The sequence below is a fragment of the Pseudarthrobacter sp. genome (genome assembly GCF_036675385.1).
Classification (GTDB): Bacteria; Actinomycetota; Actinomycetes; order Actinomycetales; family Micrococcaceae; genus Arthrobacter.
Genome location: NZ_JAKFFD010000073.1, coordinates 58621 through 84612, shown reverse-complemented (window position 1 = coordinate 84612; position 25992 = coordinate 58621). Strand labels below are relative to the sequence as shown.

General features: G+C 65.0%; 19 protein-coding genes. 4 read left to right on the top strand and 15 right to left on the bottom strand.

Features of this window, described 5'->3' with window-relative positions; translation table 11 throughout:
* Nucleotides 1-60: 60 nt before the first annotated feature.
* From V6M49_RS06055 to V6M49_RS06000, 12 genes are all read right to left on the bottom strand, one after another.
* Entirely contained in the window at nucleotides 61-687 is a 627-nt protein-coding gene (locus V6M49_RS06055) for a superoxide dismutase (RefSeq protein WP_056339769.1), read from the bottom strand.
* A 111-nt stretch (nucleotides 688-798) separates the two neighbouring features.
* Nucleotides 799-1779, bottom strand: a complete 981-nt coding sequence (gene whiA / locus V6M49_RS06050; protein WP_056339766.1) for a DNA-binding protein WhiA — start codon at nucleotides 1777-1779, stop codon at nucleotides 799-801.
* A gap of 9 nt (nucleotides 1780-1788) precedes the next feature.
* Nucleotides 1789-2808: a gluconeogenesis factor YvcK family protein gene (locus tag V6M49_RS06045; protein WP_141140571.1), complete on the bottom strand. Its 1020-nt coding sequence runs from the start codon at nucleotides 2806-2808 to the stop codon at nucleotides 1789-1791.
* A complete protein-coding gene (gene rapZ, locus V6M49_RS06040; RefSeq protein ID WP_058932525.1) occupies nucleotides 2808-3731 on the bottom strand; it encodes an RNase adapter RapZ in 924 nt (307 codons plus the stop codon). Before rapZ ends, V6M49_RS06045 begins: the two co-directional genes overlap by 1 nt.
* A gap of 72 nt (nucleotides 3732-3803) precedes the next feature.
* The gene (gene uvrC, locus V6M49_RS06035; protein ID WP_332760555.1) at nucleotides 3804-5807 is read right to left on the bottom strand and encodes an excinuclease ABC subunit UvrC; all 2004 of its coding nucleotides are present in this window, start codon (nucleotides 5805-5807) and stop codon (nucleotides 3804-3806) included.
* Nucleotides 5808-5819: 12 nt separating this feature from the next.
* Nucleotides 5820-6488: a lysophospholipid acyltransferase family protein gene (locus V6M49_RS06030; protein WP_104061423.1), complete on the bottom strand. Its 669-nt coding sequence runs from the start codon at nucleotides 6486-6488 to the stop codon at nucleotides 5820-5822.
* Entirely contained in the window at nucleotides 6475-7188 is a 714-nt protein-coding gene (locus V6M49_RS06025; protein WP_332760554.1) for an HAD hydrolase-like protein, read from the bottom strand. The genes V6M49_RS06030 and V6M49_RS06025 overlap by 14 nt, the downstream gene beginning before the upstream one ends.
* 78 nt (nucleotides 7189-7266) lie before the next feature.
* A complete protein-coding gene (gene uvrA / locus V6M49_RS06020) occupies nucleotides 7267-10194 on the bottom strand; it encodes an excinuclease ABC subunit UvrA (RefSeq protein WP_141140568.1) in 2928 nt (975 codons plus the stop codon).
* A gap of 48 nt (nucleotides 10195-10242) precedes the next feature.
* Nucleotides 10243-10623 (bottom strand): GntR family transcriptional regulator, encoded by a 381-nt coding sequence (locus tag V6M49_RS06015; protein WP_141140567.1) that lies wholly within the window; start codon nucleotides 10621-10623, stop codon nucleotides 10243-10245.
* Nucleotides 10620-12431, bottom strand: coding sequence for an ABC transporter ATP-binding protein (locus V6M49_RS06010; RefSeq protein WP_332760553.1), 1812 nt, complete (start codon nucleotides 12429-12431; stop codon nucleotides 10620-10622). Before V6M49_RS06010 ends, V6M49_RS06015 begins: the two co-directional genes overlap by 4 nt.
* Nucleotides 12428-14173, bottom strand: a complete 1746-nt coding sequence (locus V6M49_RS06005; RefSeq protein WP_141140566.1) for an ABC transporter ATP-binding protein — start codon at nucleotides 14171-14173, stop codon at nucleotides 12428-12430. The genes V6M49_RS06010 and V6M49_RS06005 overlap by 4 nt, the downstream gene beginning before the upstream one ends.
* A 144-nt stretch (nucleotides 14174-14317) precedes the next feature.
* Entirely contained in the window at nucleotides 14318-15103 is a 786-nt protein-coding gene (locus V6M49_RS06000) for a trans-aconitate 2-methyltransferase (protein ID WP_332760552.1), read from the bottom strand.
* 97 nt (nucleotides 15104-15200) lie between these two features.
* On the opposite strand from V6M49_RS06000, the gene V6M49_RS05995 reads away from it, so the two are divergent.
* From V6M49_RS05995 to V6M49_RS05980, 4 genes are all read left to right on the top strand, one after another.
* Entirely contained in the window at nucleotides 15201-17747 is a 2547-nt protein-coding gene (locus tag V6M49_RS05995) for a DEAD/DEAH box helicase (RefSeq protein ID WP_141140564.1), read from the top strand.
* 11 nt (nucleotides 17748-17758) lie between these two features.
* The gene (locus V6M49_RS05990; RefSeq protein ID WP_332760551.1) at nucleotides 17759-19129 is read left to right on the top strand and encodes a CoA transferase; all 1371 of its coding nucleotides are present in this window, start codon (nucleotides 17759-17761) and stop codon (nucleotides 19127-19129) included.
* 45 nt (nucleotides 19130-19174) lie between these two features.
* Complete coding sequence (locus tag V6M49_RS05985; protein WP_058932535.1) at nucleotides 19175-19675, top strand: GNAT family N-acetyltransferase; 501 nt, start codon at nucleotides 19175-19177, stop codon at nucleotides 19673-19675.
* 79 nt (nucleotides 19676-19754) lie between these two features.
* Complete coding sequence (locus V6M49_RS05980) at nucleotides 19755-21044, top strand: alpha/beta fold hydrolase (RefSeq protein WP_332760559.1); 1290 nt, start codon at nucleotides 19755-19757, stop codon at nucleotides 21042-21044.
* Here V6M49_RS05980 and V6M49_RS05975 read toward each other — a convergent pair.
* The 3 genes from V6M49_RS05975 to uvrB all read right to left on the bottom strand — a co-directional run bounded on the left by V6M49_RS05975 (nucleotide 21030) and on the right by uvrB (nucleotide 25925).
* Entirely contained in the window at nucleotides 21030-22451 is a 1422-nt protein-coding gene (locus tag V6M49_RS05975) for an MFS transporter (RefSeq protein ID WP_332760550.1), read from the bottom strand. The genes V6M49_RS05980 and V6M49_RS05975 overlap by 15 nt on opposite strands.
* A gap of 117 nt (nucleotides 22452-22568) precedes the next feature.
* The gene (locus V6M49_RS05970) at nucleotides 22569-23597 is read right to left on the bottom strand and encodes a TerC family protein (RefSeq protein WP_104061414.1); all 1029 of its coding nucleotides are present in this window, start codon (nucleotides 23595-23597) and stop codon (nucleotides 22569-22571) included.
* A 228-nt stretch (nucleotides 23598-23825) separates the two neighbouring features.
* Nucleotides 23826-25925 carry an excinuclease ABC subunit UvrB gene (uvrB, locus tag V6M49_RS05965; protein WP_141140560.1) on the bottom strand — a complete coding sequence of 700 codons (2100 nt, stop codon included), beginning with the start codon at nucleotides 25923-25925 and terminating at the stop codon, nucleotides 23826-23828.
* Nucleotides 25926-25992 lie beyond the last annotated feature (67 nt).

Below are 25992 nucleotides of genomic sequence, written 5' to 3'. Positions count from 1 at the left end.
ATTCCGGCCGAAATCAAGCCGAAATGTGAAGTTTGTTACACGATCATGTACTGCGGGTCACTACGGCAGGGTGATGAGGCCCGTGGCGTTCGTGCGTGCAGCATCGAAGCGCTTGGCGACATCGGCCCAGTTGACAATGTTCCAGAAGGCCTTGACGTAGTCAGCCTTGACGTTGACGTAGTCCAGGTAGAAGGCGTGCTCCCACATGTCCAGCATCAGCAGCGGCGTGGTGCCGAGAGCCACGTTGCCCTGCTGGTCGTAGAGCTGCTCGATGACCAGGTTGCCACCGATCGGCTCGTAGGCCAGGAAGCCCCAGCCCGATCCCTGCAGGCCAAGGGCAGCCGCGGAGAACTGTGCGCGGAAGGCGTCGAAGGAACCGAAGGCGTCATCGATGGCAGCCGCCAGCTCGCCCTCAGGCTTGTCGCCGCCGTCCGGTGACAGGTTGTTCCAGAACACCGAGTGGTTGATGTGGCCGCCGGTGTGGAACGCGAGGTCCTTCGAGAGGCGGTTGATGTTGGCGAAATCGCCCTTGTCGCGCGCCTCTGCCAGCTGGGCAAGGGCGTTGTTGGCACCTGCAACGTAGGCAGCGTGGTGCTTGCTGTGGTGCAGCTCCATGATGCGCGCCGAAATGTGCGGCTCAAGCGCCGCGTAGTCGTAGCTGAGTTCTGGCAGTACGTACTCGGTCACAAAATCCTCCAATGTCGTGGACGGTCTGTCCGGGTTGTAACTCTCGGATTGTGCATCCGGATGACTGGCATCCGGAAGATCAGGGTGAACGCTCTGATTCTAGGGGCGCCGCTACTCGTCCAGCATCTCAGGCGTCACATTGGCATCAGTGCCAGGGATCCCCAAATCGATGGCCCGCTTATCCGCCATGGCCAGGAGCCGGCGGATGCGGCCGGCGATGGCGTCCTTGGTCATTACCGGATCTGCCAGGCGCCCCAGCTCGTCCAGGCTCGCCTGTTTGTGGGCCACCCGGAGTTCGCCGGCGTATTTGAGGTGGTCCGGGACATCGTCGCCCAGGATCTCCAGCGCCCGGTCCACCCTGGCTCCGGCGGCCACGGCCGCCTGGGCGGAGCGCCGCAGGTTGGCGTCGTCAAAGTTGGCCAGCCGGTTGGCCGTGGCCCTGACTTCCTTGCGCATCCTGCGTTCTTCCCAGACCATCAGGGCATCGTGGGCGCCCATGCGGATGAGCAGGGCGGCGATGGTGTCGCCGTCGCGGATCACCACACGGTCCACTCCCCTGACTTCGCGGGCTTTGGCCTGGATGCCAAGACGGCGGGCGGCACCAACGAGGGCAAGCGCCGACTCGGGACCCGGGCAGGTGACCTCAAGCGATGACGAACGGCCCGGTTCCGTGAGGGACCCGTGGGCCAGGAAAGCACCACGCCACACGGCCTCGGCGTCGGCGGCCGAGCCGTTGACGACGGCCGAGGGAAGCCCCCGCACCGGCCGGCCGCGGCCGTCCAGGAGGCCTGTCTGCCGGGCCAGGGACTCGCCGTCGCGGACTACCCGCACCACGTACCGACTGCCGCGGCGCAGTCCGCCGCCGGAGACGACGATGATCTCGCTCTGGTGGCCGTAAACCTCGGCGATGGCCGCCCGGAGCCTGCGCGCCGTCGATGCGAGGTCAACCTCGGCTTCGATCACGATCCTGCCCGAGATGATGTGCAGGCCGCCGGCGAAGCGCAGCATTGCCGACACCTCTGCCTTGCGGACTGAAGATTTCTTGATGTCCAGACGGGACAGTTCTTCCTTGACCGATGATGTCAGTGCCATGGCACCTTCCTAACTGTTCCCGAAAATGTCGTGGTACGCCGCTGCCAGACGCAGGGGGTCATGGACGGGTCGGCGGCCCGACGCCCCCACTTTACCCAAGACAACCTCGGCGCCGATCATCCCGGCGGCTTTCTCGAACTCCTGCCGGTCCGGCACCGACGCGGGATCAGCCAGGACGACGTCGACGCTGAAGTCCGGCGCATACCGGCGCAGTGCGTATAGGTGGTCCGCCGCCGACATGCCGGTGGTTTCCTTGGTGTCCGTGGCCAGGTTCATGGTGAGGCAGCGTTTTGCGGCAGTGGCACTCAGGGCTTCACGCATTTCCGGGAGCAGCAGGTGCGGCAGCACGGACGTGTACCAGGACCCCGGCCCCAGGATTACCCAGTCAGCCAGTTCGATGGCTGTCAGGGCTTCAACGCAGGCCGGCGCCTGTTCGGGCAGGAGCCGGACGTGCTCCAGCGAGCCGGCAACGGCGCACCGCGCCTGCCCGCGGACTGTCTGGAGCGCGAACGTGCCGTCAGGTGCAGTGACGCGGATGTCACCTTCAATGGTCAGCGGAACAGTGGACATGGGCAGGACCTGGCCACGGGCACCGAGCAGGGCGCCGGCCCACTTCAGTCCGGCCACGGTGTCGCCCAGCAGCTCCCAAAGGGTGACGATGAGCAGGTTGCCCATTGCATGCTCGTCCAGCGATCCGCCGCTGCCCTGGCCGGGCCGGAAACGGTGCTGCATCACGTCGCGCCAGGTGCGTCCCCAGTCCGTGTCATCGCACAAGGCGGAGAGCGCCATGCGCAGGTCTCCGGGCGGGAGGACGCCGTACTCGTCGCGTAGACGCCCTGAAGACCCGCCGTCGTCCGCCACCGTAACAATGGCGGTCAGCTCGGAGGTGAGCAGCCGCAGCGCCGAGAGCGAAGCGGACAGTCCGTGCCCGCCGCCGAGCGCCACGACGTTGGGGCCTTTGTCCTGCTGGCCGGCTGCCGTTCCGCTGGAAACCGGTACGAGCGGGAGGGGCCCGGTGAGCATCCCCATTACTCGCGGCCCAGATCCCGATGCGTGGTGGTCACGGTCACGCGCGGATACTGTGCCAGTTTCTTGGAAAGCTCGACGGCGACGGCCACGGACCGGTGCTTGCCGCCGGTACAGCCGACGGCGATGGTGGCGTAGTGCTTGTTTTCGCGCCGGTAACCGTCCAGGACGGGCTCGAGCGCCAGGACATAGCGGTCCACGAAGTTCTTTACCCCTTCCGCCTCGAGGACATAATCGCTGACGTCCTTGTCCAGGCCCGTATGCGGGCGCAGCTGCGGGACCCAGTGCGGATTCGGGATGAACCGGACGTCGGCAACGTAGTTGGAATCCACCGGCAGGCCGTACTTGAAGCCAAAGCTCATGACGTTGAGCCGCAGTGCCACCGGGCCGGTTTCGCTAAAGAGTTCCGTGATGGCGGTAGCCAGGGCGTGGACGTTGTAGGTCGAGGTATCCAGTACGACGTCGGAGCTGTCGCGCAGTTCCTTGAGCACCTCCCGTTCGGCTGCAATGCCGTCGAGGATGCGGCCGCCTTCCTGGAGCGGATGGGGCCTGCGGCCCTGCTCGAACCGGCGGACCAGGACGTCGTCTTTGGCGTCGAGGAAAAGGACGCGGAACTTGACACCACTGGCTGCGAGGGCCCCCAGGGCCGCGCGGACGTCGACAAAGAGGCCTTTGCTGCGGACATCCATCACCACGGCCAGCCGCGGAATGGACTGCGGAGCGTGGGAGACAATCTCGGCCAGGGTGCCGAGCATCTGCGGCGGCAGGTTTTCCACGACATACCAGCCATGGTCCTCAAGTGCGTCCGCGGCGGTGCTGCGTCCTGCCCCTGACATACCGGTGACCACCAGCAGTTCCGCTTCGAGGGGCTTGACCGGCGTCAGCCCGTCCTGCTCCGTCCCGGATTCCGCCGTAGAGTCTGCCATTCGTTCCGCCCCGTTTCTGTCCAGATGAAGGCAGGCGCCCGCAATGGCGGAAACCTGCGTTCCTTACCCTACCTAGGTTTCAATGATTTCGCCGGTGGCCATATTCACGGCCCGAAGCGCATCGCCGGCCGTGTCATCGCCGCTGAAGTGGGCCACGATGGCGTTGGCAAGGGATGGTCCAATGCCCTTGGCCGCCGTGAGCTCAGCCGCGGTGGCGGCTTTCACGCCTTTGACGGATCCGAAATGGGTGAGCAGGGCCTTGCGTTTGGACTCGCCAAGGCCCGGCACTCCGTCCAGCGCCGAGACGGTCATGGCCTTGCCGCGCTTCTGCCGGTGGAAGGTGATGGCGAAGCGGTGGGCTTCGTCACGGATCCGCTGCAGCAGATAGAGTCCCTGGGACGTCCTGGGCAGGATCACGGGGAAGTCGCTGTCCGGCAGCCAGACTTCCTCAAGGCGTTTGGCCAGGCCCACCACGTAGACATCCTCAATGCCAAGGTCCGCCAAGGCCCGGGCTGCGGCGTTCACCTGGGGCTTGCCGCCGTCGACCACCACCAGGTTGGGCGGGTACGCGAATTTTGCCCGCGGGGCGGCCGTAGTGGTGTCCAGGACCGCGGCAGCGGCTGCTTCCAAGGCGGCCTGGTGCCCGGGCAGGGCGGACGCCTCGGACTGCGCCGACTTGTCCTGCAGGTAATGCCGGAAGCGCCGGGTCAGGACGTCGTGCATGGCGGCGGTGTCGTCTGCGGCGGCGGGCCCGGTGACGGAGAATTTCCGGTATTCGGACTTCTTGGGCAGCCCGTCCTCGACCACCACCATGGACGCCACGACGTTGGTGCCCTGGACGTGGGAGACGTCGAAGCATTCGATCCGCAGGAGCGCCACGGGAAGGTCCAGGGCTTCCTGCAGCTCCTGCAGTGCCTGGGAGCGCACGGTGAGGTCCCCGGCGCGGCGGGTCTTATGCAGTTTGAGCGCGTGCTCGGCGTTTTCACGGACGGTGGACATGAGCGCGGCCTTGTCGCCGCGCTGCGGCACCCTGACATCCACCTTCGCTCCGCGCAGGCCGCCGAGCCATTCCGTAAGTTCCGCGGCGTTGCTGGGTTCGACTGGCACCAGGACTTCGCGGGGAAGCCTGCCATGGCTGTCGCCGTCGTCGCCGTAGACCTGCTGCAGCAGGTGTTCCACGAGATCCGGGGTGGTGGCGTCCTCCACTTTTTCCACCACCCAGCCGCGCTGGCCGCGGATCCGGCCGCCCCTGACGTGGAACACCTGGACGGCAGCCTCCAACTCGTCCTCGTGCAGCGCGAAGACATCGGCGTCGGTATCGTCGGCGAGCACCACGGCGTTGCGCTCAAAGACCTTCCGAAGAGCGGCGATGTCATCACGGAGCCTCGCCGCACGCTCGTAGTCGAGGGTGCCGACGGCGTCGGCCATCTCCTTTTCGAGCTTGGTGATGAAGCGTTTGGCCTCGCCGCCCATAAACGCGCAGAAGTCCTCCGCCAGGGCCCGGTGTTCCTCGGGAGTCACCCGGCCAACGCAGGGGGCCGAGCATTTGTCGATGTAGCCCAGCAGGCATGGCCGACCGCTCGCCTGGGCCCGTTTGAGGACCCCGGCGCTGCAGCTGCGGACGGGGAAAACCCGCAGCAAGGTGTCCATGGTTTCCCGGATCGCGCCGGCCGTGTACGGGCCAAAGTACCGTGTGCCTTTGCGGCGGTCCCCCCGCATGACCTGGACCCTGGGGAGCTTCTCGCTCATGGTGAGGGCCAGGTACGGATAGGTTTTGTCGTCGCGGAAGACCACGTTGAAGCGTGGCTTGTATTCCTTGATCCAGGTGTATTCAAGCTGCAGCGACTCCAGCTCGCTGCCCACCACTGTCCACTCGACACTGCTGGCCGTGTGAACCATAGCGTGGGTTTTGGGCAGCAGGCCCGCCGGATTCGCGAAGTAGGAGTTCAGGCGGGAGCGAAGGCTTTTGGCTTTGCCTACGTAGATGACCCGGCCGTGGGGATCGCGGAACCGGTACACCCCGGGATTGGTGGGAATTTCACCCGTCTGGGGCCTGTAACTTGCTGGATCTGCCACTACTTCATTCTACTAATCCGTGCTTTTACTTTGGTTGTAGCTGGTGGAGCGTTCCTGGCCGCTGAGTTCGGCGATCGCATCCATGATGCGGTCCGTTACCTGCCGCCGCGCCGGCAGCGAATGATCCGGGCCGGTTTTGTCGAAATACAGGGGCTCCCCCACCTTCATGGTGAAATGATGCGGCTTGAAGCCCTTCTCACCGGCCGGCTGCAGGTTCTCCGTCCCGATCAGTCCGACCGGGATCACGGGAGCTCCGGTTGCCAGTGCAAGCCAGCCCACGCCGGTGCGGCCGCGGTAGAGGATGCCGTCCCGTGAGCGCGTGCCCTCGGGGTAGATGCCGATGCCTTTGCCCGCTTCGAGGATGTCCAGGAGGGTTTTGAGTGCCTGGACGCTTGCTGCCTGCTCGCCGCGCTCCACCGGGATGGAACCCACGGACTCAAAAAAGGACTTCATGACTCTGCCCTTGACGCCACCCGTGGTGAAGTACTCGGCTTTGGCGAAGAAGGCCACGGGCCGCGGCATCAGTGCCTGGACAATGACGCTGTCAAAGAAGGAAAGATGGTTCGGGGCCACAATGAATGGCCCCTCTTTCGGGACGTTTTCCAGGCCGACGACGGTGGGCCGGCAGGTGCCCGCGACGAGCCCGCGAAATGTCCAGCGGACCGCCTCAAACAGCGCCATCGTTGCGCACCTCACTCATCGCGGCAGCGTGGATTGCTTCGAGGCGCCCGATGGCGGCGACCATGCCCGCGGTGGTGTCCACCACGGTGACGGCCCCGGCTTCTTCGAGTTCGCCGTCGTGAGCGAAACCCCAGCCCACACCGATGCAGTCAAGCCCGTTCGCGATGGCGCCCGCCACATCCTGGGCGCGGTCACCCACCATAACGGCGTGCTGGGTGGAGAGGTCAGCCAGGGCCGCGGCGATGATGTCTGCCTTCCCCACCGGACCATCCGTTGAGGATTCGTTGTCTGCCGAGCCCCTGATGGACTGGAACAGGTTGGCGATGCCGTGGTGCCGCAGCACGATCTGGGCCAGCCCTTCGGGCTTCTGCGTGGCGACGGCCACTGGCCTGCCTTCGGCCGCGAAGGTCTCCAGCGCTTCCCTGATCCCGGGGTACAGCCGGCTCTCGGCTATCCCAGTGGCGAGGTAGTACTGCCGGTACGTCCGGATGACCTCGTCGAGCATCTCGGCCGGAACCTTGCAGACACTCTGGAGAGCGTCGCTGAGTTTGGGGCCGATCATCGAGTTCAGAACGTCCTGGCCAGGAACCGGCAGACCTGCGGCGGCAAGGGCTGCTGCGATTCCGCCGGATATTCCGCCGGCCGGATCGACAAGAGTGCCGTCCAGGTCAAAGATCACGGGCACTGTTGTTTGAGTCACCGGCTTAGTTTCTCACGACACCGAGCATGCCTGAAACTCGCATGCCCGACACGGCATACGTCATGGGAGGCCAACCGCCTAGCCGAGTATTTCCGCGAGGAAGGATGCCGTGTGGCCCTTGGTGGATTTCGATACCTGCTCGGGCGTGCCGGTGGCCACGATCTGGCCCCCGCCCGAACCGCCGTCCGGGCCAAGATCCACGATCCAGTCGGCGCTCTTGATGACGTCCAGGTTGTGTTCGATGGTGATCACCGTGTTGCCCTTGTCCACCAGACTTTGAAGGACCATCAGGAGCTTGCGGATGTCCTCGAAGTGCAGGCCCGTGGTGGGCTCGTCGAGAACATACACACTGCGTCCGTTGGAGCGCTTCTGCAGTTCCGCGGCGAGCTTGACACGCTGGGCCTCGCCGCCGGAGAGGGTGGTTGCCGGCTGTCCCAGCCGTACGTAGCCGAGGCCCACGTCCACGAGCGTGTTCAGGTGCCGGGCGATCGGGGAGAAGGCAGCGAAGAACTCCGCACCTTCTTCGATGGGCATGTTGAGCACATCCGCGATGGTCTTGCCCTTGTAGTGGACTTCGAGGGTTTCGCGGTTGTACCGTGCGCCGTGGCACACCTCGCAGGGCACGTAGACGTCCGGCAGGAAGTTCATTTCGATCTTCAGCGTGCCGTCACCTGCGCAGGCTTCGCAGCGCCCGCCCTTGACGTTGAAGGAGAACCGGCCTGGCAGGTAGCCACGGACCTTGGCCTCGGTGGTCTCGGCGAAGAGCTTGCGGATGTTGTCAAAGACGCCGGTGTACGTGGCCGGGTTGGAGCGTGGGGTCCGCCCGATAGGGCTCTGGTCCACGTGCACCACCTTGTCCAGGTGCTCCAGGCCCATGATGCTCTTGTGGCGTCCGGCCACCTGTTTGGCGCCGTTGAGCTTGTTGGCCAGCACCTTGTAGAGGATCTCGTTGACCAGGGTGGATTTGCCGGAGCCGCTGACGCCGGTCACGGCGGTGAACAGGCCCAGGGGGAAGGCCGCATCAACGTTGACCAGGTTGTTTTCGCGCGCCCCGACGACCTTCAGCTCACGCTTTTTGTCGTATTTGCGCCGCTTCTTGGGGATGTCGATCTTCTTGCGGCCGGACAGGTAATCGCCGGTCAGTGAGTTGGTGTTGGCCAGGAGATCCTGGTACGAACCCGAGTGCACCACCTGGCCGCCGTGCTCGCCTGCGCCGGGCCCGATGTCCACGATCCAGTCCGCCACCTGGATGGTGTCCTCATCGTGCTCCACAACGATAAGGGTGTTGCCCATGTCGCGGAGCCGGGTCAGGGTCTCAATAAGACGGCGGTTGTCGCGCTGGTGGAGGCCGATGGAGGGCTCGTCCAGGACGTAAAGGACGCCCACGAGGCCGGAACCGATCTGGGTGGCGAGCCGGATTCGCTGCGCTTCGCCGCCGGACAAGGTGGCGGAGGGGCGCTCGAGATTCAGGTATTCCAGCCCGACGTCGAGCAGGAAGGTCAGCCGGGCCTGTATTTCCTTGAGCACCTGGTGGGCGATCTGGGCCTCGCGGCCGGTGAGGACCAGGTTGTTCAGGAAGTCCGCGCAGACGCGCATGGGCATGGCGGCGACATCGGCGATGGACTTGCCGTTAATCAGGACGGACAGCGAGGCGGGGTTGAGCCGGGCGCCATTGCACGCGGGGCAAGCGATCTGCCGCATGTACTCTTCGTAGCGGTCGCGCGCCCACTCGGAGTCCGTCTCACCGTGCTTGCGGTGGACGTACTGGATGGCACCTTCAAAGCCGGTGCTGTATTTACGTTCCCGTCCGAAGCGGTTCTTGTACTGCACAACCACCTTGTGGTCCTTGCCGTGCAGGACGGTCTGGCGGACGTCGGTGCCCAGCTTCTCCCAGGGTGTGTCCATGGAGAAGCCAAGCTCCTTGGACAGCCCTTCGAGCAGGCGGTTCCAATACTCGGTTGTTGCGGTGCCAAGTGACCATGGCGCGATGGCGCCCTCGGACAGCGACAGCTCAGGATTCGGAATGATCAGTTCTTCGTCAACCTCGAGCCGTGTACCGATGCCGCTGCACGCGGAACAGGCGCCGAATGGGTTGTTGAAGGAGAAGGACCGCGGCTCGATTTCATCGATGGCCAGGGGATGCTCGTTGGGGCAGGCGAGGTTCTCGGAAAATGCCCGCAGCCGTCCCGGCGCGTCTGCTTCCAGATCGACGAACTCGGCCAGCACCCGGCCTTCGGCCAGGCCAAGCGCCGTTTCAACGGAGTCCGTGAGGCGCTGGCTGATGCCTTCCTTAACCACCAGGCGGTCCACCACCACCTCAATGGTGTGCTTGAACTGCTTGCCGAGTTTGGGCGGCTCGCTCAGCTGGATCAGCTCACCGTCCACCCGGGCACGTGAATAGCCCTTGGCGGTCAGCTCCTTGAAAAGGTCCACGAACTCGCCCTTGCGCCCCCGCACCACCGGCGCCAGGACCTGGAATCGCGTGCCTTCGTCAAGCTCAAGCAGCTGGTCCACGATCTGCTGCGGAGTCTGCCGGGCCACAACCTCGCCACAGACCGGGCAATGCGGCCGTCCCACGCGTGCCCACAGCAATCGCATGTAGTCATAAATTTCGGTGATGGTGCCAACCGTGGAGCGGGGGTTCTTGCTGGTGGACTTCTGGTCAATCGATACCGCCGGCGAGAGCCCCTCGATGAAATCGACGTCCGGCTTGTCCACCTGGCCGAGGAACTGGCGGGCATAGGCCGACAGGGACTCAACGTAGCGCCGCTGGCCCTCGGCGAAGATTGTGTCGAACGCCAGGGACGACTTCCCGGAACCGGACAGCCCGGTGAAAACGATCATGGCATCACGGGGCAGATCCAGGTCCACGTTGCGCAGGTTATGCTCGCGCGCGCCCTTGACCACGAGGCGGGAGAGGTCTGGCCGGGCAGGCGTGGCTGGGGCCTGGGGAACGGCGACGGGGACGGATTCGACTGCTGTTTCTTCAGCTACGGCTTTGGGCACCCACTAATGCTAATCGAAAACTTCTTCGAATATCCATGCGGGGTCCGGCTAGTCGGCGTCGTAGGCTGCAGCCAGCAGCTGGACTGCTTCCGCAAAGCTGGCACCTTGGGCCTTGGCCACTGACGCATAGGAGTTGGCGGCCAGGGAGAGCGCATCCGCCCGCTCATCACGCGCGCACACCACAGTGCCGTTCCTGCCCTTCGTGGCCACGACACCGGCTGCCTCCAGCTCCTTGTACGCCCTCGCCACCGTGTGGGGCGCGACGTCCAGCAGCCCCGCCAGGGTCCGCACCGCCGGCAGCTTGGTTCCCGGCGGAAGGGCCCCGCTGTCCGCGAGGCGGATCACATGCAGGCGCAGCTGTTCAAACAGTGCCACCGTGCTGGACTGGTTGGGCTTCCAGGTTCCGGGGAACGGACCGGCTGTTGTCATCGTCCGGCCTCCAACGTGCCGGCGCGGCCCGGGCGTCCGGCGAACTGGGCGTTGTAGAGCCGTGCATAGCGGCCGTTGGCCGCCAGGAGGCTTCGATGGGTTCCCTGCTCTGCAATGCGTCCGTGGTCCATGACCAGAATTAGATCAGCGTCCCGGACCGTGGACAAACGGTGGGCGATCACAAAACTTGTTTTTCCACGGCGCAACCTCTGCATGGCCTGGCGGATCAGGACCTCGGTCCGGGAATCCACCGAACTGGTGGCCTCATCCAGGACCAGCACGGTGCGGTCCGCCAACTGCGCCCGGGCGATGGAGATCAGCTGGCGCTGGCCCTGGCTGAGCGGCTCTCCCCCGTTGCCCAGCATCGTCTCGTAGCCGGCCGGCAGCGACCTGATGAGGTGGTCCACGTGGCTCGCCTCGGCTGCCGCAGTGATCTCCGCGTCCGTGGCTCCCGGCCGGCCGTATTCGATGTTCTCCCTGATGGTGCCGGAAAACAGCCAGGCATCCTGCAGCACAACCCCGAATCCCTTCCGCAGGACGTCCCGCGGAATGTCGGCAATGTCAGTACCCCCGATGGTGATCCTGCCGGCGTCGACCTCATAGAACCGCATGAGCAGGTTGACAACGGTGGTCTTGCCGGCGCCCGTGTGCCCGACAATCGCGACCGTCCGGCCCGGTTCCACAGTGAACGACAGTCCACGGACCACCGGGTCAGCCCTGGCATAGCCGAAAGTGACATCACTGAACACAATCCGCCCTTCCTGACCGGGTTTGTGACCGTCACTTTCGGGCTCTGCAGGTATCTCCGCGGCGTCGAGCAGGTCGAACACACGGCGCGCCGAAGCCACGCAGGACTGGATGACGTTGAGCATGCCGCCGATCTGGCCCACAGGCTGGGTGAAAAGCCGGCTGAACTGGATGAATGCCTGGATCCCGCCGATGGTCATGACCCCCGTGGTGACCTGGAGCGCCCCCACCACCGCCACCGCGATGTAGTTGATATTGGCGATAAGGACCATCAACGGCTGGACAACGCCGGAGGAATACTGGGCCCGTGCGGATGCCCGGGCCAGGCGGTCGTTGCTTGCCTTGAAGACTGCCGCTGCCTGGTCCTGGTACCCGAAGGCCTTAATAACTTCGTGCCCGGTGACAAACTCCTCCACGTGCGCGTTCAACTCACCCGTTTCGGTCCACTGGCGGGCAAAATGCGCTTGGGACTTCCGGGCCACCATAACGGTGATAAGGGTGGACAATGGCACCGAAACAAGCGCGATCAGGGCCAGGAGCGGCGAGATCCACAGCATCATGGCCAAGGCGCCGCACAGCATCAGGACAGACATGATCAGCTGTGTGAGGACCTGGCTGAGCGCTTGCGAAATATTGTCGATGTCATTGGTGACGCGGCTCAGGACATCACCCCTGGACTGCTCTTGGAAGTACGTGGAAGGAAGCCGGTGCAGCTTGTCTTGAACCGATGCCCGGAGGCGATACATCAGCCCGTGAACCGCGCCGGCCGTCAGCGCTCCCTGGATCCAGTTGAACAGCGAAGCGCCGATGTACATCGCGGCAACGGCGGCCAGCAGGAGTCCCAGGTGCTGCCCGTCGAGCGCTCCGCTGTAGACCCCATCCACCACCACATCGGTGGCATCACCAAGGTAGTGCGGCGCCGCGACGTTGAGGGCAACAAAAGCGCAGGTGGCCGCAATTGCACCCAGCATCCGCCCCCTGGACGGGCGCAGCAACGCGAGGACCCGGCGCGCTGTGGGCCAGAATCCTTCGGATGCCCCGGCGCCGGGCGAAGCGGTCATGGCGCGTCGTCCAGCGCCAGTTGGGACTCGGCGATTTCCCGGTAGGTGGCAGACGTCTCCAGCAGTTGCAGGTGTGTTCCCTGGGCAACCAGCCGGCCGTCGTCAAGCACCAGGATCTGGCCGGCCCCGGCAGCGGTGGAGATCCGTTCCGCCACGACAATGACCACTGCACCCTCAAGGGCAATCTCCAGGGCATCCCGGACCCGGGCCTCGGTGGCGAAGTCCAGCGCGGAAAAGCTGTCGTCAAAGAGATAGACGGGGACCCGCCGCAGGAGGGCCCGCGCTATGCAGAGACGCTGCCGCTGGCCGCCGGAGAGATTCGTTCCGCCTTGCCCGACCTCCGTGTCAATCCCCCGTGGCAGCGCACGGACGAAGCCGGCGGCCTGGGCTGTCTCCATGGCTTCCCAAAGCTGGCCCTCGGTTGCCTCCGGAGCTGCGACGCGCAGGTTGTCGGCGATGGTTCCGGAGAAGAGGTGCGACAGTTGCGGCACCACAGCCATGGTCCGGCGCAGGAGGTCCAGGGGCATCGAGCAGATGTTCCGGCCGCCGATGCTGATGGTTCCGGCCGTGGCGTCCAGGAACCGGGGCACCAGGCTCAGGAGTGTCGACTTTCCGCTCCCTGTTGAGCCGACGATGGCAACAGTGGTTCCTGGCCGGGCTGTGAAGCTGATGTCTTCCAGTACCGGATTTTCGGCGCCGGGGTAGGAGAAGCTGACATTCCTGAAACTGACGCTGCCGCCCTCAAGGGAGCCCCCAGGGCGGGTCTCCTGGGGCGCCTTGTGGTCCTGGACTGACGGTTTCGCGTTGAGCACGGCACCCAGCCGTTCCGCGCAGGCAGCGGCACGCGGAGCCGTCATGAACACGTACATGGCCATCATGATTGCCAGGAGAATCTGCAGGATGTAGGCGATAAAGGCCGTGAGGGCACCAATCTTCATCCCGCCGTCGTAAACCCGGTGACCACCGAACCACACCACGGCCACCGACGACAGATTGACCACAATCATGATCAGCGGCAGCATGCCGGCCACGAGCAGCGACGACTGAAGGTTGTTTCCCGTGAGGCTGCTGTTGGTCTTCGCAAACCGGCGTGTTTCGTGTCCCTGCCTGACGAAGGCACGGATCACATTCGCGCCGATGATCTGCTCACGAAAGAGCTCCCCCGTTCGGTCCAGCAGCTCCTGCCCCTGCCGGTACAGGGGAACGAGGCGCCGGACGATGAGATACATGATGAGCAGAAGTATTGGCATGATGACCATCACGACGCTTGAAAGCACCATGTCCTGCTGCCACGCCAGTAACACGCCCCCGGCCGCCATCACGGGGGCCGCCACAAGCATGGTGAAGACCAGGACGGCGAACGACTGGATCTGCTGGGTGTCGTTGGTGGCCCTGGTAACGAGGCTTTGCGTGCCGAAGGCTGCGATTTCCTGCGTAGAAAGCGACTGGATCCTGCTGAAGACCTCGCCGCGCAGCTGGTGCCCGAGCTTCATGGCAACCACTGCCCCGAAGTAGCCCGCGGCGATGGCCGCCGAAGCCTGGACCGCAGCTATGAGAACCATGACAGTGCCCAGGCGGAAGATTTCCGGCGTGTTCCCCGCAACGATGCCGTCGTCGATGATGGCGGCGTTGATGGTGGGCAGCAGCAGGTTGCCTGCGGTCTGGACAAGCTGGAGAGCAACGATCGCGGTTACGGCGCCCTTGTGGCCAGCCAGCAGCCGGGTCATCAAGCCGAAAAGCATCGCACCTCCAGGACGGATTTGGGAGGCCGATGAGGGTCCGGCCATTTGCCATCCCCAGAAGCCGCTGTCGTCATTGTAACCAGCATCACATTCTCTTCTCAGTCATAAGGCATTACCGACCAGAGAACTTCAAACGAATGGAGTTTATGCGCGTGGCTGCTTTTGCGCCACGGCAAAGATCCGCCGGAACGGAAACACCGTGCCATGTGCCGTTGCCGGGTATGCGGCCCGCAGGGCTGCAGCATACTCCGCTTCAAAGACGTGCCCGTCCTCGGCCGAAAGAGCCGCCGCGACCGGGCGCAACGCCGTGCCGCGCACCCAGTCCAGCACCGGATCCGTCCCTGTGAGGACCTGCTGGTAGGTGGTTTCCCAGGCGTCTGCCGTGCAGCCCGCGTCCAGCATGATGCTGAGGTAGTCTGCGGGCTCCCCCACGGACTCTCCACCGCGAAGTACGCCGTCGAGCTGGGGCGACCACCGTGCCGAACCTGCAAGTTCCCGCAGCAGGGCATGGGACGGGGCATTGAAGTTCCCCGGCACCTGCATGGCGAACCAGGCACCGGGCTTGAGCGCCGCCAGCCAGCCCGCCAGCATCTCCTGATGCCCCGGCACCCACTGAAGCGCGGCATTGGTGACCACCACGTCCGTTTCAGCCGGGGGCGTCCAGGCTGCGATATCCGCCAGCCCGAAGCTGAGGCCCGCATGCCTGGCGGCGTGCGCGGCGGCCTTGTCCAGCATCTCCCTGGACGAATCGAGCCCCGCCACTTGCGCTTCCGGCCATCTCCGGGCAAGGGTGGCCGTGAGGTTTCCCGGACCACATCCCAGGTCCACAACGTGCTGTGGCCGATCGGCCTGGATCCGCCCCGTCAGGTCGAAAAACGGCCGGTCACGGTAATCGCCGAACTGGACGTACTTTACGGGGTCCCACTTCACAGTTACCTCCATCGCCGGGTGCTGTCTGGCAGTACCGCGAGCCTAACCCGGGCCCGCCCGGATATCCGGCACCGGCTGGGCACTAAGCTGGAAATCAATGAAACTCGTTGACCAGCTGCCTGTCCTGTCCGCCTCAGACCCCTCCGGCGCAGGCATCGACCCGGACGCCCTCTACACCCAATTCCTTGAGTGGACCGAAAGCCGGGGCCTGGAACTGTACGCTGCCCAGGACGAGGCCATCATGGAGCTCGCCACCGGGGCCAACGTCATCCTCGCCACCCCGACGGGCTCCGGCAAATCGCTGGTGGCCATCGCGGCGCACTTCCAGGCCATGGCGCGGGGCCAGCGCAGCTACTACACCGCCCCCATAAAAGCGCTGGTCTCGGAGAAGTTCTTTGCCCTGTGCGACATCTTTGGTGCAGAAAACGTCGGCATGATCACGGGTGACTCCGGCGTCAACCAGAACGCACCGATCATCTGCTGCACGGCAGAAATCCTCGCGAACATCGCCCTCCGCGAAGGGGCCGACGCCGAACTCGGTGCGGTCATCATGGACGAATTCCATTTCTACTCCGACCCCCAGCGTGGGTGGGCCTGGCAGGTCCCGCTGCTGGAGCTCCCCCAGGCCCAGTTCCTTCTGATGTCCGCCACCCTGGGTGATGTCAGCCGGTTCGAGGCCGGCATCACCGAACTTACGGGCCGCCCCACCACCACCGTCAGTTCAGCCGAGCGCCCCATTCCGCTGCATTACTACTACCACCAGACGCCGGTCCACGAGACACTCGAGGAACTCCTCTCCACGCGCCAGGTGCCCGCCTATGTGGTGCACTTCAGCCAGATCGAGGCCATTGACCGGGCCCAGACACTGATGAGCATCAACGTGTGCACCCGCGAGGAGAAGGACAGGATCGCGGAGCTGATCGCGAATTTCCGTTTCGCCGCAGGCTTCGGCAAGACGCTCAACCGGCTGGTCCGGCACGGTATCGGGGTCCATCACGCCGGCATGCTGCCGAAGTACCGCAGGCTCGTGGAGCAGCTCGCCCAGGCGGGCCTGCTCAAGGTGATCTGCGGTACGGACACACTGGGCGTGGGGATCAACGTGCCCATCCGCACCGTGTTGCTCACCGCACTGAGCAAGTACGACGGCGTCCGCACCCGCCCGCTTAACTCCCGGGAGTTCCACCAGATTGCCGGAAGGGCCGGCCGCGCCGGGTATGACACCGCGGGGACAGTGGTGGTCCAGGCACCCGAGCACGTCATCGAAAACGTGAAGGCGATGGCCAAGGCCACCGCCAAGTTTGGTGACGACCAGAAGAAGCTCCGCCAGGTGGTCAAAAAGAAGCCGCCGGAGGGCTTCGTCTCCTGGGGGGAACCCACCTTCAAGCGCCTCGTGGAATCCGTGCCCGATCCTCTGACGTCCAGCTTCAGCGTGACGCATTCGATGCTGATGAACTTGATGGAACGGCCCGGCGACCCGTTCACAGCGGCCCGCCGGCTGCTGACCGAAAACCACGAGACGCGGTCCTCACAGCTGCGGCTGATGAAAAAAGCCCTGGGGATCTATCGTGAGCTACTCGCCGCTGAGGTGGTGGAGCGCATCCCGGTAGAAGAGCAGGGCCATGACGGCAGGACAGTACGGCTCACCGTCCATCTGCAGGCCAACTTTGCCCTGAACCAGCCGCTCTCGCCGTTTGCGCTGGCGGCGCTGGAGCTCCTTGACCCGGATTCGCCGTCGTACGCCCTGGACGTGGTGTCCGTGATCGAGGCGACGCTCGAAAAGCCCCGCCAGATCCTCTCCGCGCAGCAGAAGAAGGCCCGCGGGGAAGCGATTGCGGCGATGAAGGCTGACGGCATCGAGTACGACCAGCGCATGGCCATGCTGGAGGAAGTCACCTATCCGCAGCCGCTCGCCGAACTCCTGGGCGAAGCCTTCGAGGTCTACCGCAAGGCAGCGCCCTGGGTGGGCGACTTTGAACTGGCGCCCAAGTCCGTGGTCCGCGACATGTACGAGCGGGCCATGAACTTCGGCGAATTTGTCCAGTTCTACGGGCTGGCCCGCTCCGAGGGCATTGTGCTGCGCTACCTCGCCGACTGCTTCAAGGCGCTGCGCCAGACCGTACCGCAGGACATGCTCCGGGAGGACCTTGAAGACCTCATCGCCTGGCTTGGCGAGCTGGTGCGGCAGGTGGACTCCAGCCTCCTGGACGAATGGGAGGAGCTGACGTCCGGCGCGATGCCCACCCCGCACGACGCTCCCCCTCCCCCGCCGCCGTCGCTGACGTCCAACATCCGTGCCTTCCGCGTGATGGTCCGCAACGAGATGTTCCGCCGCGTGGAACTGTTCGCGGACGAAAACGCCGCAGCCCTGGGCGAACTCGACGGCGGCGCGGGCTGGGATGCCACCCGCTGGGAAGACATCCTGGACGACTACTTCGACGAACACAACGACATTGGTACCGGCCCGGATGCCCGCGGTCCCGGACTGCTCATGATCACCGAAGAGCCAGGGCTTTGGAAGGTCCGGCAGATTTTCGATGATCCGGCGAGCAACCATGACTGGGGCATCTCCGCGGAAGTGGACCTGGCGGCCTCGGATGAAACCGGTACGGCAGTGGTCCGTGTCACCGACGTCAACCGGCTCTAGGCCCTGACCGAATGGACTCCGTCCCCGACCTGACGGACAGCCTTCGGGTTGTGGAAGCCCTGAAGGCCCAGCCCGTGGCACCTTCCAACGGTCCACGGCAGTGGTGGAAGGGCCCGCTGGACGTCGAGGGACTGGCTTTGGGTGCGGTCCAGGCAGCAGCGACGTCGCTGAACGCCCTTGTTGGCGTTCCGGGCAGGTACTCCCTGACATCCGGAGCCACCGCGGCGGCGTTCGATTCGCTGGGACACCTGCGGATCGCGGGCGTCAAACCCGAAGGGTTCGCTCCGACGTCCGGCTTCCGGCGCACGTCGGACGGCTGGATCCGCCTCCACGCCAACTACCCCCACCACGCAGCCCGGCTGACGGCGGCCCTCTCCGTCAGCACACCACAGGACGTGGGACACGCCCTGCTAGGAATGACGTCCGTGGCCGCCGAGGAAGCCATCACGGCAAACAACGGCGTCGCTGCCGCCGTGCGCACACGGGACGAGTGGGTCGCGACCCCCATGCATGCGTCGGCCAGCTCCGGTCCATGGATCAGAATCTCCCGTCCGCCAACGTCAGCCGGTGAAAGTCCGCAGCTCTCCCGGTGGGTTCCATCGGCAGTTCCGCGCCACCCCTTGGCCGGCCTCAAGGTGCTGGACCTGACGCGCGTCATTGCGGGGCCCGCTGCCACACGCCTCCTGGGCGCCCTGGGCGCGGACGTCCTGCGCATCGACCCGCCGCAGCTTCCGGAGTTGAGAGATGTGTTCATTGACTCGGGCTTTGACAAGCGCAGCGCCGAGGCGGACCTCCGGGATCCTGCCGCCATGGAAGCGGTCAGGCTCCTCATTGAGTCTGCCGACGTGGTGGTCACCGGATACCGCGACGGCGGGCTGGACCCTTTTGGGCTGGCGCCCGAAGCGCTGTTGCTCGCCCGGCCCGACCTCGTGATCGTCACCCTCAGCGCCTGGGGCAGCGGCGGCCCTTGGAACGGACGGCGCGGTTTCGACAGCCTGGTTCAGGCCGCTTGCGGCATTGCCGAACTGTATGGCCGCACGACTGATGACGGGTGGCAGCCGGGGGCGCTTCCAGTGCAGGCACTGGATCATGCCACCGGTTATGGCCTGGCGGCGGCAGCAATTGCCTTGCTGGCCGAACGGCTCCGCAGCGGACGTGGCGGCACTGCACGGCTTTCCCTGGCCCGCACCGCTGAAGAATTGTTCCGGCTGCCCGCAGTGGCCAGTCACGGCGGTTCCCTGCCTGACCCGGAACTCCGCGTGATGGACAGCCCCTACGGCCGCCTGCGATACGTTGGGCTGCCCATCATGGCGGACGGCGTGCCGCTGGAGTACAGCAAGGGACCCGTCCGCTACGGGACATCGCAGCTTCACTGGCACTAGGGAGCCTGGCAGTAAGGATCACGGCCCCGCTAGTAAACTCGGACCATGAGTGTAATCCGCCCCGCCACCCGGCAAGACGTCCCCGCCATTCTGCAGATGATCCACGAACTGGCCATCTACGAGAAGGAACCGGACGCGGTCCGCAACACACCGGAAATGCTGGCTGAGGTCCTGTTCGGCGAGAACCCGCGCGTGTTTGCCACGATGGCTGAGAACAGCGCAGGCGAGGTCCGGGGTTTCGCGCTCTGGTTCCTGAACTACTCCACCTGGGAAGGCGTCCACGGCATCTACCTGGAAGACCTCTACGTCAGCCCGCACGCCCGCGGCGAGGGCCACGGCAAGGCGCTCCTGCAGCACCTGGCCGCCACCGCCGTCGAGAGGGGCTACGCCCGGGTTGAGTGGAGCGTCCTGGACTGGAACGAACCGTCCATCAACTTCTACCGCAGTCTCGGCGCCCGCCCCCTGGATGGCTGGTCCACGTTCCGGCTGACCGGCGACGCGCTGGAGAGCTTTGGCACGAGAACGGCAGCGTCCATCCGTGGCTGAGCAGGACGCTTCCTTTCAAACGACGCAAACGCGGACCCCTGTCCCGCATTTTGTGAAGGCGCGGCACGAATTCCGTGGCATGCGCACCGCCGAGCACTACTTCACCGTTCCCTTGGACCACTTCGCTCCAGGGAGCGGCGACGACCCCGGGACCATCACTGTCTTCGCCCGTGAGTACGTCTCGTCGGCCCACACCCAGGCTGAAGCCGAAGAGCTTCCCTGGCTGGTGTTCCTCCAGGGCGGGCCGGGCGGCCGCGGCAACCGGCTGGCTTCGCTGGGCGGCTGGAGCAAGGCGGCTGCCCGGGACTTCCGGATCCTGATGCTGGACCAGCGCGGCACCGGGCTGTCGACCCCCCTTGACCGGAACACGCTGGCCGCGCGCGGAACGGCCGAAGCACAGGCTGCGTACCTTGAGCATTTCCGTGCGGATTCCATCGTGGCCGACGCGGAGCTCATCCGCGCGGCGCTCGGCTCCGGTCCCTGGAGCATCTACGGCCAAAGCTACGGCGGATTCTGCGCGCTGACGTACCTGTCTTTTGCCCCGGACGGGCTGAAGGAGGCTCTCATCACGGGCGGACTTGCGCCGCTCGCCGGCCATGCCGACGACGTCTACCGCGCCACGTTCGCGCGCGTTGCAGCGCGCAACACCGAGTACTTCAGCTGGTATCCGGAGGACCGCCGGACAGTGAACGCGATCGCATCGCACCTTCGGCAGACAGAGGAGTTCCTTCCCGACGGCGGCCGGCTCACGGTTGAACGGTTCCAGATGGTGGGCTCCTTCCTGGGCGGAAACACGCGGGTGGACGGCCTGCACTACCTGCTGGAAGACGCCTTCACCGAGACACCACACGGGAACAGGCTCTCCGATGCCTTCCTGGAGCAGGTCCAGGGCATCGTGTCCCGCCTGGCGAACCCGCTCTATGCGCTGCTGCATGAATCCATCTACGGGCAGGGACAGGCGACCGACTGGGCTGCCTGGCGTGTGCTGCAGGAACATCCGGCCTTCCACCCGGATGCGGAGACGCTGCTGCTGACCGGCGAGATGGTGTACCCGTGGTATTTCGAACAGGATCCCGCCTTGGTGCCGCTGCGGCAGGTGGCCCATCTGCTGGCCACCAAAGCTGACTGGAAGCCGCTGTATGACCCCACACAGTTGGCCGCGAACAGCGTGCCGGTCGCCGCCGCGGTTTACCAGGACGACATTTACGTGGACCGCAGCCTGTCACTGGAGACGGCGGCCGCTGTGCGCGGACTCCGGGTATGGGAGACGGCCGACTTCCACCATGACGGCATAGCGGACGACGGCGAGGCTATTTTCGGGCGGCTGCTGGGTATGGTGCGCTCGGGTGCCGGCTCAGCCGGCAGCTGAGCCGGCCGCCGGGCTGCGGCGGCGCGCCACCAGGGCAACGACGGCGGCGGTCAGGACGGCAGCCCCCACCAGTCCGCCTGCCATGTTGAGCCCCAGGTAGCCGGCCCAGCTAAGGATCAGTCCGGAAGTGGCCCCGCCCACCGCACCTGCGGCGCCCATCAGCATGTCCGACACCCCCTGGACCACCACGCGGGACTCCTGGGGGACGCTCTCCGCCAGCAGCGTGGACCCGGAAATGGTGGCCGCAGACCAGCCCATGCCCAGCAGCACAAGCCCCACGGCCACCGCAACAGTGGACGTCTGGCCAAATCCGGCGACGGCGACGGCTGCGATCAGCGTGGCGAAGCCGATCATGATGGTCTCAGTCCTGCCTGCCTTGTCCGTCAGCCAGCCCATAACCGGCGACAACGCGAACATGCCTGCGATATGCAGGGAGATGGTGAAGCCGATGATCACCAGGACATCGCCGGACGCGGCGTGGCCGGCATGGGAGGCACCAGGCCCGGCCACGAGTTCCTGCAAATGCAGCGGGGTCATGGACATCACGCCCACCATCACGGCGTGCGCTCCGACGACGGCGGCAAGCGCCAGCCAGGAAGCCCTGGACTGACGGATTGCCCGCAGCCCGCGGACGAGGGCTCCCCCGACTGCGTTGCGCGCGGTGGCGACTTGCTGATTTGCCGTACGTGGTGGCGTGCCCTGCATCTTCCCGCCAGCTGGCTGGGCGTCGAGATCCAGCGCGGCATGTTCCTGAGTGGTAACATCCTGGGCGGCGATTTCCCGCGCGAGCAGGAGCGGGTCCGGCCTGAGGCCAGCGAAAAGCAGCACAATGGCCAGCAGGAGTCCGGCTGCGGAGATCACGAACGGTCCGGCGACGGGAGGCAGGCCGAGGGCCAGGCCAACCACGGTGCCGGGCTGGATCAGGTTGGGTCCGGCCACGGCACCGACCGTCACAGCCCACACCACTGCGGAAAGCGCCCTGCCACGGTGTTCAGCGTCTGCAAGGTCGACGGCGGCGAAGCGTGCCTGCAGGCTGGCCGCGGTACCCACCCCGATGCCCACCGCCCCCAGCACCAGCAGGACGAACAAGCCGGACACCACCGACAGCACTATCAGAACTGTGCCGGCCAGGGCGGCGGAAAGCCCCGTGACCTGCCCGGCCCGACGGCCCCGCCGGTCCGCCAGCGAAGCAAGGGGCAGTGCTGTCAGCGCGGCCCCCAATGTCATAACCGTGGCAACGGCACCCGCCCACACGCTGGAACCTGAAAGTTCCACGGCCAGGATTGAGCCGATGGAAACCGTTGCTCCCGTGCCGATGCCGGCGAAAACCTGGGCCGCGCTCAGCAGCGCCACGGTGCGCCGCTGCACGTGGCGCACTCCTCTTTCCGTCATCAGCGTGCGGGCCATGGTCCGAGCATAGTCCTGGGCGGCCAGGTCCTACAGGGGGCAGTTAAGCCACTGATCCCGGCCGCAATGCGGCCGGGATCAGTGGAAATGCAGTGTGCGTCAACGAAACGCGACAGCCTACTCGGCTTCGCTGAGGCTCTTCTTGGCGTCTTCCTCGAGGCGGGGGTCCAGGTGGGCCGTCTTTGCCTTGGAGCTCATGAGGCTGGCAATCACGGCAACGATGATGGTGCCCACGATGACGGCCAGGGAGACGAATGTCGGAATCTCCGGGGCCCACTCGATGTGGTTGCCGCCGTTGATGAACGGCAGTTCGTTCACGTGCATGGCGTGGAGCACCAGCTTCACACCGATGAACGCCAGGATGAAGGACAGCGCGTGCTTCAGGTAGATCAGGCGGTTCATCAGGCCACCCAGCAGGAAGTACAGCTGGCGCAGGCCCATCAGGGCGAACAGGTTGGCGGTGAAAACGATGAACGGGCTCTGGGTCAGGCCGAAGATCGCCGGAATCGAGTCGACGGCGAAAAGGAGGTCGGTCAGGCCGATGGTGATGAACACGATCAGCATGGGAGTGAAGACCTTCTTGCCGTCCACCGTGGTGCGCAGCTTGCCGCCGTCGAACTTCTCCGACATGGGGATGACCTTGCGGATCCGGGCGATGAGCGGGTTTTCCTTGTCCTCTTCGTCCTCGCCTTCGTCCTGGGCCTGCTTCCAGGCGGTCCAGAGCAGGAACGCGCCAAAGATGTAGAACACCCAGCTGAACTGCTCGATCACGATGGCGCCGAGGAGGATGAAGATGCCGCGCAGGATCAGGGCGATGATGATGCCCACCATCAGGACTTCCTGCTGGTACTTACGGGGCACGGAGAAGCGGGCCATGATGATGATGAAGACAAACAGGTTGTCGATGCTGAGGCTGTATTCAGTGACCCAGCCGGCCACAAACTGGCCGCCGAATTCGGCGCCAGTAAAGAAGAACATGGCCCCGGCGAACAGCAGGGCCAGGGAGACGTAGAACGCAACCCACAGGCCGGCTTCCTTCATGGAAGGCTCGTGGGGGCGTCGGACGACCAGCAGAAGGTCAATGAGGAGGATCAGGCCAAGGACGACAAGTGAGCCGACCTCGAACCACACGGGTAGTTCGGGCACAGGTTAGCCTTTCGCAGGGTACAGAGAAATGGTGTAAGTCTCTCCGGCCAGCCTGTGCACTTGGTGCTGAAATGGCGGCCCGCTACGCCCGGCCAGGCAACTGTGCCTGGCGTGTTGACGATCGTAGCGCTCGGGATACTCCCCTACGTGACGTTAACTGTACAGCAGGCGTCCCGACATGCGGAAACATGCCCCGACTGCCACGTCCCTTCGACGCCCGGGGGTGGACTAGGCGTGGCCGGCCGCCTGCATCTGGCGGAGTTCCTTCTTAAGGTCACTGACCTCGTCCCGGATCCGCGCCGCCAGCTCGAACTGGAGTTCGGTGGCAGCGCCGTGCATCTGTTCGGTCAGCTGTTCGATGAGGCCCACGAGGTCTTCGGCCGGTGCCGCGGCGAGGCCGTCCTTGCGGACTTGTGCCGCGCCCTTGGCCGCAGACTTGCCACGTTTGGCGCCCTTGGCCAGCCGGTTGTTGTTGAGCAGCTCCTGGGTGTCGGCGTCTTCCTTGGCAAGTTGGTCGGTAATGTCGGCAATCTTCTTCCGCAGCGGCTGCGGATCGATGCCCCGTTCCGTATTGTAGGCAACCTGGATCGCGCGGCGCCGGTTGGTCTCGTCGATAGCCTTGGCCATGGAGTCGGTGATGCGGTCCGCGTACATGTGGACCTCGCCGGAGACGTTGCGGGCAGCACGGCCGATGGTCTGGATCAGCGAAGTCGCCGAGCGCAGGAAGCCTTCCTTGTCCGCGTCCAGGATGCTCACGAGGGAGACCTCGGGCAGGTCCAGGCCTTCGCGAAGCAGGTTGATGCCCACCAGGACGTCGAAGACACCCATCCGGAGTTCCCTGAGCAGTTCAACGCGTCGGAGGGTGTCCACGTCCGAGTGCAGGTATTCGACCTTGATGCCGTGGCCCAGCAGGTAGTCGGTGAGGTCCTCAGCCATCCTCTTGGTCAGGGTGGTGACCAGGACGCGTTCGTTCTTTGCCGTGCGGGTCTTGATCTCGCCGAGGAGGTCATCGATCTGGCCCTTGGTGGGCTTGACTACCACCTCGGGGTCGATCAGTCCGGTGGGCCGGATGATCTGCTGCACAAAGCCGTCAGCCTTGCCGAGTTCGTACTTGCCGGGAGTGGCCGACAGGTAGACCGTCTGGCCCACGCGTTGGAGGAACTCGTCCCATTTCAGCGGTCGGTTGTCCATGGCCGACGGCAGGCGGAAGCCGAAGTCCACGAGGTTCCGCTTGCGGGACATGTCGCCCTCGTACATGGCACCGATCTGCGGCACGGTGACATGGGATTCGTCGATCACCAGCAGGAAGTCGTCCGGGAAGTAGTCGATGAGGCAGTGCGGAGCGGTCCCGCGGGCACGGCCGTCGATGTGCGACGAGTAGTTTTCGATGCCGTTGCAGAAGCCCATCTGCTGCATCATTTCGAGGTCGTAGGTCGTGCGCATCCGGAGCCGCTGCGCTTCCACCAGCTTGTTCTGGCTTTCCAGGACGGCCAGGCGTTCGGCGAGTTCGTCCTCGATCCGCTTGATGGCCCGGGCCATCCGCTCGGGCCCGGCCACATAGTGCGAGGCCGGGAAGACGTACATTTCCTCCTCGTCCCGGATCAGTTCGCCAGTCAGCGGATGGAGAGTATGGATGTTCTCAATCTCGTCTCCGAAGAATTCGATGCGGATGGCGAGTTCCTCGTACATAGGGATGATTTCCACGGTGTCGCCGCGGACCCGGAACGTGCCGCGGTGGAAGTCCATGTCGTTGCGCGCGTACTGCATGGAGACGAATTTCCGGAGCAGGTCGTCGCGGTTCATCTGCGCCCCCTTGCGGAGCGTGACCATGCCGGCAATGTACTCTTCCGGCGTGCCCAGGCCGTAGATGCAGGACACCGTGGCCACCACAATAACGTCCCGGCGGGTCAGCAGCGCATTGGTGGCGGAGTGGCGGAGCCGTTCCACCTCCTCGTTGATGGACGAGTCCTTCTCAATGAAGGTGTCCGTCTGCGCTACGTAGGCCTCAGGCTGATAGTAGTCGTAGTACGAAACGAAGTACTCCACCGCGTTGTTGGGCAGGAGTTCACGGAATTCGTTGGCGAGCTGGGCGGCCAGGGTCTTGTTCTGCACCATGACCAACGTGGGCCGCTGGACCTGTTCGATGAGCCAAGCCGTGGTGGCACTCTTGCCGGTACCGGTGGCGCCAAGCAGGACAACGTCCTTTTCGCCATTCCTGATCCGCTCCGTGAGTTCGATGATGGCGGCAGGCTGGTCGCCGGCCGGCTGGAACTCGCTGATGACTTCAAACGGAGCGACGACGCGGTTGATCTCCTGGGCAAGGCTCATGCATCTAATCTACAACCGGGGACCGACAGTGAAAGCCGGATAAGTTACCGGCGAACAGCCAGCCACA